Source organism: Agathobaculum ammoniilyticum (assembly GCF_025567315.1).
In the GTDB taxonomy this organism is placed as follows: domain Bacteria; phylum Bacillota; class Clostridia; order Oscillospirales; family Butyricicoccaceae; genus Agathobaculum; species Agathobaculum ammoniilyticum.
This window is the reverse complement of record NZ_JAOQJE010000029.1, coordinates 1-8,848: the sequence shown is the minus strand read 5'-3', so window position 1 is coordinate 8,848 and position 8,848 is coordinate 1. Positions and strand designations below refer to the sequence as shown.

At 48.6% G+C, this 8,848-nt stretch carries 7 protein-coding genes and 1 pseudogene; 1 reads left to right on the top strand and 7 read right to left on the bottom strand.

The features are described 5' to 3' along the window. Positions 1–427, top strand: a pseudogene (locus tag OCV66_RS15185) (transposase); the annotation flags it as partial. A gap of 256 nt (positions 428–683) precedes the next feature. Here OCV66_RS15185 and OCV66_RS15180 read toward each other — a convergent pair. The 7 genes from OCV66_RS15180 to OCV66_RS15150 form a co-directional block, all read right to left on the bottom strand. Further along, the gene (locus OCV66_RS15180) at positions 684–1,496 is read right to left on the bottom strand and encodes a PHP domain-containing protein (RefSeq protein ID WP_107631857.1); all 813 of its coding nucleotides are present in this window, start codon (positions 1,494–1,496) and stop codon (positions 684–686) included. A gap of 1 nt (position 1,497) precedes the next feature. Then, positions 1,498–2,646, bottom strand: coding sequence for an adenylyl-sulfate kinase (locus OCV66_RS15175; protein ID WP_147574630.1), 1,149 nt, complete (start codon positions 2,644–2,646; stop codon positions 1,498–1,500). Positions 2,647–2,660: 14 nt separating this feature from the next. Next, positions 2,661–4,628, bottom strand: a complete 1,968-nt coding sequence (locus OCV66_RS15170) for a hypothetical protein (RefSeq protein WP_147574629.1) — start codon at positions 4,626–4,628, stop codon at positions 2,661–2,663. Between the two features lie 98 nt (positions 4,629–4,726). Then, positions 4,727–6,427 (bottom strand): flagellin N-terminal helical domain-containing protein, encoded by a 1,701-nt coding sequence (locus tag OCV66_RS15165; protein ID WP_147574628.1) that lies wholly within the window; start codon positions 6,425–6,427, stop codon positions 4,727–4,729. Between the two features lie 110 nt (positions 6,428–6,537). Next, the gene (locus OCV66_RS15160) at positions 6,538–6,738 is read right to left on the bottom strand and encodes a carbon storage regulator (protein ID WP_054328512.1); all 201 of its coding nucleotides are present in this window, start codon (positions 6,736–6,738) and stop codon (positions 6,538–6,540) included. A gap of 173 nt (positions 6,739–6,911) precedes the next feature. After that, complete coding sequence (locus OCV66_RS15155; RefSeq protein ID WP_054328579.1) at positions 6,912–7,514, bottom strand: recombinase family protein; 603 nt, start codon at positions 7,512–7,514, stop codon at positions 6,912–6,914. A 436-nt stretch (positions 7,515–7,950) separates the two neighbouring features. Then, a complete protein-coding gene (locus OCV66_RS15150) occupies positions 7,951–8,103 on the bottom strand; it encodes a hypothetical protein (protein ID WP_153802410.1) in 153 nt (50 codons plus the stop codon). Positions 8,104–8,848 lie beyond the last annotated feature (745 nt).

Genomic DNA, 8,848 nt, shown 5'->3' with positions numbered 1-8,848 from the left:
CGCTCAGAAATGCAGTCTCTGGCGGCATCGCTGCCGGAGTACTCCATTGTGATGGGGATGTTCGGTGTTGTGATCCGGCTCTCGGCCCCAGCTTATGGCAGAGATCGGCGCTGTGCGCCGTTTCCACTCCAAGAAAGCGTTGGTGGCTTTCGCGGGCATCGACGCCCCTCCGTACCAGTCCGGCCAGATGGAAGCCCGTAGCCGCAGCATCTCCAAACGGGGTTCCTCCGCTCTGCGCAGAACATTGTTCCTGGTGATGAGCGTGATTTTCCAGCGTTCCTCCGCCGATGAGCCGGTGTACCAATTCATGGATAAGAAACGTGCTGAGGGAAAGCCCTATCGTGTTTACATGATGGCCTCCACCAACAAATTCCTGCGCATTTACTACGCCACTGTGAAAAAGCATCTGGATAGTCTCGAAGCCTGATCTTATCCTGAACCTGTCCATTCTGGGCCAGAGTCAAAATTTCCGGTGGCTTGGTTTTCTGTGTCCTTTTTGCCGCACCTAAAAATAGCGGTTCATTTCAATTCGGTTCTTGACATTTGTTTGCTGGTCTTACATGAAAACATCGTTTCCGGCGCATATGGTGTATATAAACGCAGCGATAAGATCAACAGATATCTAGATATCTGTTGATCTTATCGCGTTAATTCATAAAAAATTCCTGATTGCATCGCTTAGCCTAAATCAGCCAATCCAAATCCAGCTTCCACGGATGGAGCTGAATATCCGGCTTAACCATTTCTCCGTGAAAGTCACTTCCCGCACTGATGTAAAGCTCATATTTTTGAGCAAGAGCTAAAAATTCTTCTGTCATTTGGTGCGTATGCCGCGAATACCAGCATTCCAGGCCATCCAATCCGGCGTTTTTTAATGTTTTAAGCACCTGATCGAGTTTTTCTACGTTTAGTCCCAACTGATATGGATGCGCCAATACGGCTTTTCCCCCGTCTGCATGAATCGCCTGTATGCACTCCTCCGCCGAAGCTTTAAAGCGCTCAATTTTTTGATATTCCGCTGTATCCAAATACCGATCAAATGCTTCTCTCATGCAGGATACATAGCCTTGTTGGACTAATACCTGAGCAAAATGCGGTCTTGCAACTACTTTGCCACCGGCAAGCTGTTCCACGTCGCCTATCGAAATATCGATGCCCTTTTCATGAAGAAAAGCAATGATACGATATTTTCGTTCGTTACGACTGCGTTGTAGCGTGTCACAAAGCGCAGGCAATGCAGTCCCGACATCAGACATGCCAAGTCCCAGAATGTGCATATAGCGATGCTCACTCGCTCCCAGCTCAATCCCTCGCAAAACCTGAATACCATATGTTCTGCCTGCACGGATCGCTTCCTCCGTCCCGCTCAGTGTATCATGATCGGTCAGAGCGAGCAGTTCTATCCCCGCTGCTTGCGCTTTGCGCACCAAGTCAGTTGGCGAAAGCTGCCCATCTGATGCCGCAGAGTGCATATGGAGATCTGCCCACACCATCATCTCATCCCTCCTGGCGAATTGCTACAATACGGATTACCGGTGGATCATCATTTCCATAAGGTGCAAATCCTGTACGTTCCTGCGCATACTCCACACGAAAACCGATTTTTCTCAAAGCTGCTACTAGTTCATCCATCACAATAAATCGGCGATAATGATTGTTGTAAAAAAAAGCGTTGCGTTCCTGCTGCTGCCCCTTGCCATACAGAGGATCATGTATCCCGCGCACTTCGATGAAAAACTTTCCACCGGGTTTAAGGGCTCGATACATGGAGCGCAGCAACAGTTGTTCCTGCTTGCTGTTGATTGCATGAATCGTGAATCGACTATATGCGTAATCATAACTCTTCGACTGATGAACAGATTCGTTGATAAAATCACCACAGATAAAGTGCGGATTCCCTCTTTCCAACTTCTGGAGCATACGGATCGCAGCATCAGACAGATCAATCGCAACCACATCTAATCCGATATCCGCAAAAAACAAGGCATCCCGCCCGTTACCGCATCCTAGATCAACCAGCCGCCCCCCCGCCCCGGTCATCGTCGCCACATATCGTGCAAATGGAGAAGATTCTATGGTGCAAATCTGATCCTGATAATAACGGTTCCAATAATCGCGGTTATCAATGGGGTTTTCCACGATATTAGGATATAAGATATGCTCGATCTGCTCGACCAGCTCCTGCGGCGTTTGTTCGCCGTCATTCTGCACGACCAGATCAGAGCTTTGCGGTTCATCAAATGGAATATCCACCCCTACCACGTTACATCCAGCCGTATACAATCCCTTTTGATTGCGTGCCAACAGAGTCTCTTTTTTTACCCGAATGTAAATTTCCTTATACTGGCTGATATTCTCGCGGTTCCACCGCCGTACAGAAGAGAACATGGCGATCGAACAGCAGATGACATCAATGCCTTGGTCGGCAAGCATCTTGCATACACGGAAGATCCGCCCTGCCCAGCGCAGGCGATCGTCCTGCGTGTAGCCGCTGTCCTCACCGAATATGGGCCGGATTGCATCCCCATCCAAATACACCACATTGGGCTTTGTGGCCTTGAGTCGTTGATAAAACAATCCACCCAATGTGGTCTTGCCGGCACCAGACAAACCGGTGAAAAAATAAACTGTCCCTTTGTGTTCCATAACGCCCCTCCTTATCAATGATAAAGCGGCTGCTCCAGCAGCGCAGGATCGAGTTCGAGTTTCTTCATCATCCGAAGGGGCTGTCCCTGTCGATTGACAAACGACAAACCCGCGAGCAGGCGGCAAGCCAAATTAAACCGTTTTTCTTTTTCCGGTATGATAACTGCAGCACACCTTTGGCGAATATCTTCTTCTTCCAGAGGTTCCCCTGTTTTGCCGTCTCGCCGATGTTCCAAAATACGTCCATACGTTCTCATAATATATCCATCAATACAAGTAAAACGCGCAATTTTTTCCCTTATCCATTGCTCATCAACCGGTTCACCTTTGTAGTAATGGAAATCATATCCATACTCTTCGTAAGCATCTCTCAGAAAATATTCCAAAAAGGCTCGCTCTTCATCATTTGCATATTCATCATAGGTTCTATAGACCGTGGCAAGATCAAAGCCCCTGACATTTCCCTCAAGCGATTCCGGATTGAGTCCATCCCGCCCTGAGCAATAGGTCATACTCTCGGTATACGGGATGTCCAGAAATCCTGCCAAGGAAGTAAAGGTCGCCGTTGGGTTGAGCTTGCCATCCTCAAAGCGAACAAGTACGCTGTCTCTGTACAGCCGGTCCTGTGGGTCAATCATAAAGCTTCGGTTTTGTATACGCTCAGATACAACATCTGAAACCACCTTAAAGGTTTCCCCCCCCTCTCTCCCCTGATCCATCTGTGCCTGGGCATACATAAACCGAACACTTGCCGCATAGCTGGTCGTAATACGGCGCATAGGTGTGAATGTTTTGATATACTTGAAATTCTGAAAAATCGGGGATTCGCGAATAGATTCATACTGTTCAGAATATAGCGTGGATACACCTTTTTTCCCTGCCAACATAATATGATACAGCATATTTGGAAAGTGTGGCTGAAAAAAAACGGCGGGAACGATACGCGCTTTGTAATCCAAGCCTGCACAGGCATCTTCACGGCCCAGTAATAAGGAAACGAGCATATCCTTATCTGTCAAACGAGCCATCATACCTTTTTGCGTCTTGCCTGCCTGACGGCGCAATTCCTTTTTTGCAGTTTTGATTTTCTGGCTCAGTTCATGGAACATCACGGACTCCATGGTGAGCAGATTCGGATGGTTATGAAAGATTTCATTAAAGAAATCCCCCCCATTATGCGTGGCCAACTGCGTATGCCAGATGAGGCGCGTAACCTCTTGATAGGAAAACGGCCTGACCCTGTTCCTGCTGTAATCAATGCCAAATCGTTCAGCAAAATCAATGGGATATTGCGCAATCTCCTTTTCAACCAGAAAAACAAATTTTTGCTGTGGTAAAAGCCGGGAGAATTGCAGGCAGCTTAAATACGCACAAAAGGTATTCCAATCCGTATAGTGAAGATAGATATGGTTCTCGCGTGCTACCCATTCGCTTTTGCGCACATTGTCATTTAAATACTCCAACTGATATTGAGAGAAAACATCCTCTGCAAGGATGGGATTTTCAAGGTCATGGAAGAAGTTCCGGTCTATTACCGGATCATTAAAATCAATATATTCTCCAAAGCGGTTTTGGGTTTTGAAAAAAGGAATATACCCCTTATCATTAAAAGGGAAAAATAAGATTGGAAGGCTGTCAAATGGGAGGAAATCCTTACAAAACAAATAGGGATACCCGCCAAGAAGCTCACAGTTTTCCTGATAACATTTCTGCTGCGCTTCCACATTGGGCAGATAAAAGGCCTGCATCATCAGATCCATCAATTCCGCTTGATAATATCCGCGGTTGTACAGAGAAACAAAGGTCGTATAGGCTGTCTGATACTCTCCCTCTGAAAAAAAGATGTAGCTTGCAGCCTCCATCTCGGCAGCAGGGTCTGATCCATCCGACTGTTGCAGCACAAGCGTATATGCCTGCTGTGCAGTTTCTTTTTGGTCCAACTCTGCCAGACGGCGAGCCAGTGCAAGGGCATCGCTGTTCATAGGATCGGTCCTTTCTCATAAAAACGGGGGCGGACAAAATGCCCGCCCCCATCCGGATTATAACTTGGTGTGTGCCGCAAATACAGAGAAAATACAGCTTACTGGAGCAGCTGCAGAACGCCCTGCGGCACCTGGTTGGCCTGCGCCAGCATTGCCTGCGCGGACTGTACCAGAATGTTGTTCTTGGTGTACGCCATCATCTCGTCGGCCACGTCGGTGTCGCGGATGGTGGACTCAGCATCCTGAATGTTCTCGGTCATGACGGACAGGTTGTTCTGGGTGTGCTCCAGACGGTTCTGGGTCGCACCCAGCGTACCACGCACAGAGGATACGGTATTGATCGCATTTTTAATGGTATCCACTGCCGCCTGCGCCGCTTCCTGCGTAGCAACACTCAATGAATCAATTCCAAGAGCGGCAGTATGCATATCCTTGATTTTAACATCCAGCTGGTTGTACTTATCCGATGTGTCACCGATCTGCAGGGTGAGCGAGCTGCCATTCAGGCTCAGCTTATCCTTGGTAAATACGATATCTGTCGCCTTAATGTTGGCCTTTGTAACCGCAGCGTCATATACCTTGGTTTCCATGCCGGTCACGCGGCTGATCTCCGCGGCAATCTGCTTGGCATCCGCAGCATTTGGGGCACCCTTAGAAGCAAGAGAGATGATGGTTACATCATCGCCCAGCGCCTTGATCTGATCGTTGGTCAGGCCGGTAGCAACCAGGAACTTGTGTCCATCCAATTCAAAGATATTTGCCTTCAACTGCTCCAAGGTAACGCCAGACGCAGCGCCGTCAGCGACTGTAATCTTGCTGGCATCAAACTTCTGCATGGAATCATAGGCTTCCGTACGGACAACGTCACCTGCCATAGATGCTGCAAAACCTGCAGTAAGGCTGGTATTTTCACTCACACCGACGCCGACTACCTGTGCACCCGCAGAGCCCTCCTGCTTGGAGGTAAAGACAAGCTTATTACCGCTATCGGCCGCAACATCAAAATTAGCGGAGAAATTGCTGTCCGCCTTCAGACCAGCTACGATACCACTGAAAACCCGGGATGCCGCAAGCTTAGCGCCAGTACCGCTTGCATCGAGATAATACTTATTTCCATTTGCGTCGGTAAAATAATTTTTCTTGTTGTCCTTTGCAACGGCGCCCGTGCCATCCCCCTGATAGGTAAGGGAAACGGTTGTAGATTGCTCTTTGCCGCTGCTGTCCTTCCAGGTAACCGTGTAATCCAGCGTCTTGCCAATATCATCCGTAGTCAGCTTGCCGAGTGCACCGGTATCCGCTGCAGCGGCAGTCGTATAGGTACCCTTAACCGCGGTGGTCGCATCAATTGCAAGATTATCAACCTGGGAGCCGCCACTCAGGCTTCCGTCCAGCAGCTTAATGCCGTTGAAGTTCGCGGAATCTGCAATACGGTCGATTTCGGTTTTGAGCTGGTCTACTTCCTTCTGCAGGTTGTCACGGTCAACCTCGTTGTCGTAGGTGCCGTTCGCGGACTGGGTGGCCAGCTCGACCATACGGTTGAGCATGTCCTGCACTTCCTGCATTGCACCCTCACCGGTCTTTACCAGCGAGATGCCGTCCTTTACGTTCTTCTGTGCGGTTTCCAGACCAGTGATCTGCGCGCGCATCTTCTCGGAAATCGCAAGACCGGCCGCGTCGTCGCCCGCGCGGTTGATCTTGTAGCCCGAGGACAGCTTTTCAAGGTTCTTGGACAGCGCTGAGGTATTGTTGTTGTAGTTGCGGTAGGCATTCATTGCCATAATGTTGTGCTGGATTCTCATAAATCATTCTCCTTTTCAGAATCCGTCCGCAGCGAATCCATCCGTCTGCGGCCCTTTAGTTGATAAATTTCTATTCAAAACGGGTCAATCCGTTTGAATCAAATTGATTTTTACGGTTTGCTGCTGCGGAAGCGCTTCATACATTCCGGCGTTGCTCCCTGCTCTTCTACCAGTTTGGAGCGAACAACCGGCATTTCTCTGGGCGCGTCGATTGCAATACGCGTCAGCTTTCCCTTTTGCGCATATATCTGAATCACAATATCATCGCCGATCGTGATATAATCTCCTTCTTGAACGGATAACGCCAGCATCTTCTCACCTTTCTTCCGTTTTCAAAAACTATACTTTTATAAACGCGACCGTAGGGGAAATTTTTTTATTTATTTCCTTATTTATAAAAGTATCCGACCGATATTATAAATAACATGGTAAGAGTAGGGTTTGTTTTGAAAAGTATACCTTTTCGAGTTTTCAGCCGCTGTATTTATCTCTCTTTCTCAAATTTCACAGCTTTATAATAGAAAGTCCCTTTCGGCATGCCGCAGGTTTCTGCTGCCAGCCGGAGGGGTATCTTTTTGTCGCGCCACGCTTTATGTACTTCGTAGAAGTTATCGGGCAGGGGCAGAGCTGGTCTGCCGAACTTCACGCCGCGCGCTTTGGCTGCGATAATGCCCTCGGCCTGCCGCTTGCGGATATTTGCGCGCTCGCTCTCCGCCACAAAGGACAGGATTTGCAGCACAAGGTCGGCAATAAATGTTCCCATCAGGTCCTTGCCCTGCCGGGTGTCCAGCAGCGGCATATCCAGCACGCAGATCTCAATGCCCTTTTCTTTCGTTAAAATGCGCCACTGTTCCTGTATCTCTTTATAATTACGCCCCAGCCGGTCAATGCTCATAATATAGAGCAGGTCGCCCTGTTTTAACTTTTTCAACATGCGCTTATATTTCGGGCGATTAAAATCTTTGCCGCTCTGTTTGTCCATATAGATGCGATTGCTCTGCACTCTTTTGGCCCGCAACGCAGCAAGCTGCCGATCCTCGTTCTGGTCAGTGCTGGATACTCTGATATAACCGTAAATATTTCCCAAATGTTATTCCTCCATTCTGCATATAGGCAGTTATCCTGCATTTATTGTACAGAAAAGGGAAAAATACTTGGATAAAAAATCCCCCCTGCGGCTGTTTTTTAGCAGCAAGGGCTTCAGAGTTGATTTTCTGTCTTGGATATAGGCTGCTCGGCATCATTGAGTATGCTGTGTTACCAAAAATACGGCCACCTTAGAGATCCGTTCTCCCAAGTGACCGTATTCTTTATTACCGAAAGTATAGCACCGATATATATTTTCCACTGATGTAGAATGGCGGATGTCGGGTCGACCATCTGCTGCCACAGGTGGCGCAGACTGTTGCGTTTTTTAGCGACTAACAGCACACGCGGCCTATGCAGCATACTGCGCCCATTGCACAGACAATATAGGCATACAGTTAGCGCGTCCCTCTCGTATTCGCCACCGGAGATGATAATCACTCGACGGCGGCTGCTAATGCGTACTGGGAACGACTCAAGTCTAGCATGTCGTCTGCCATGCGCGCAGGATGCTGGCAGAACTGGTCTATCTGCACGAAGATAGCATCTGTTTTTAAGCTGTGTACCGGTTGCTGTGCCATGTCGATCATGTCGCAGTCTTGCACTTCCTGATGCAACGCGCCGTACCGTCCGGCATGGCGCAGACCACTCTATCCTGTCACCTTGCTGGGATAACGCAATCTCTTACTCCGTTTGCACTCGAGGAAGCGCTATGTATAAGCAGGCACTTGATGAGTTACTCGCAGAAAACACGGAAGCAGGAATCGACTATATCCATGGAACGGAAACACTACTACGCCGCTATCTATCATAGGCTTTCTTTTACCGAACCTCTCGAAAGCCGGCCTGTTCCCACAGATACTGCGCACAGGCGTGCTACCGCGCAAAACTTTTTTCAATGGACGAGCATCGAAAAATGTTACTATTTGGAAGCGCGACGTATCGCGCCCGACGACTAAGTTCCCTTGTATGCTCGGCGATATGCTAATCCACCCGCTCTGCCGATACCGCATAAGTAAAGCTCCCCCTTGTCTAACGGCAACATATCACGTCGTTTTCAAGGGGGAGCTAATCACATCAAAACAGCCAATATGGCTTTGTTTGCGTTCAGAAATTTACTTCGGTGCCGTAATAGAGGCTGTGGTTGTAACCCTTCTTGAACCATCTTGTGGTGGGTAGTAATTACTGATCCGCAGCATCCCCTACCGTGTAGCACAACCCTTGGAGAGGGGCTTTAATAACTACTCTATGATATAGAATCCTTTCTGGCACTGCAATATATTGCGCCATAGCACCGTCGCGGCTATATTCCGCGCAATGGACGCCGAGTACGCG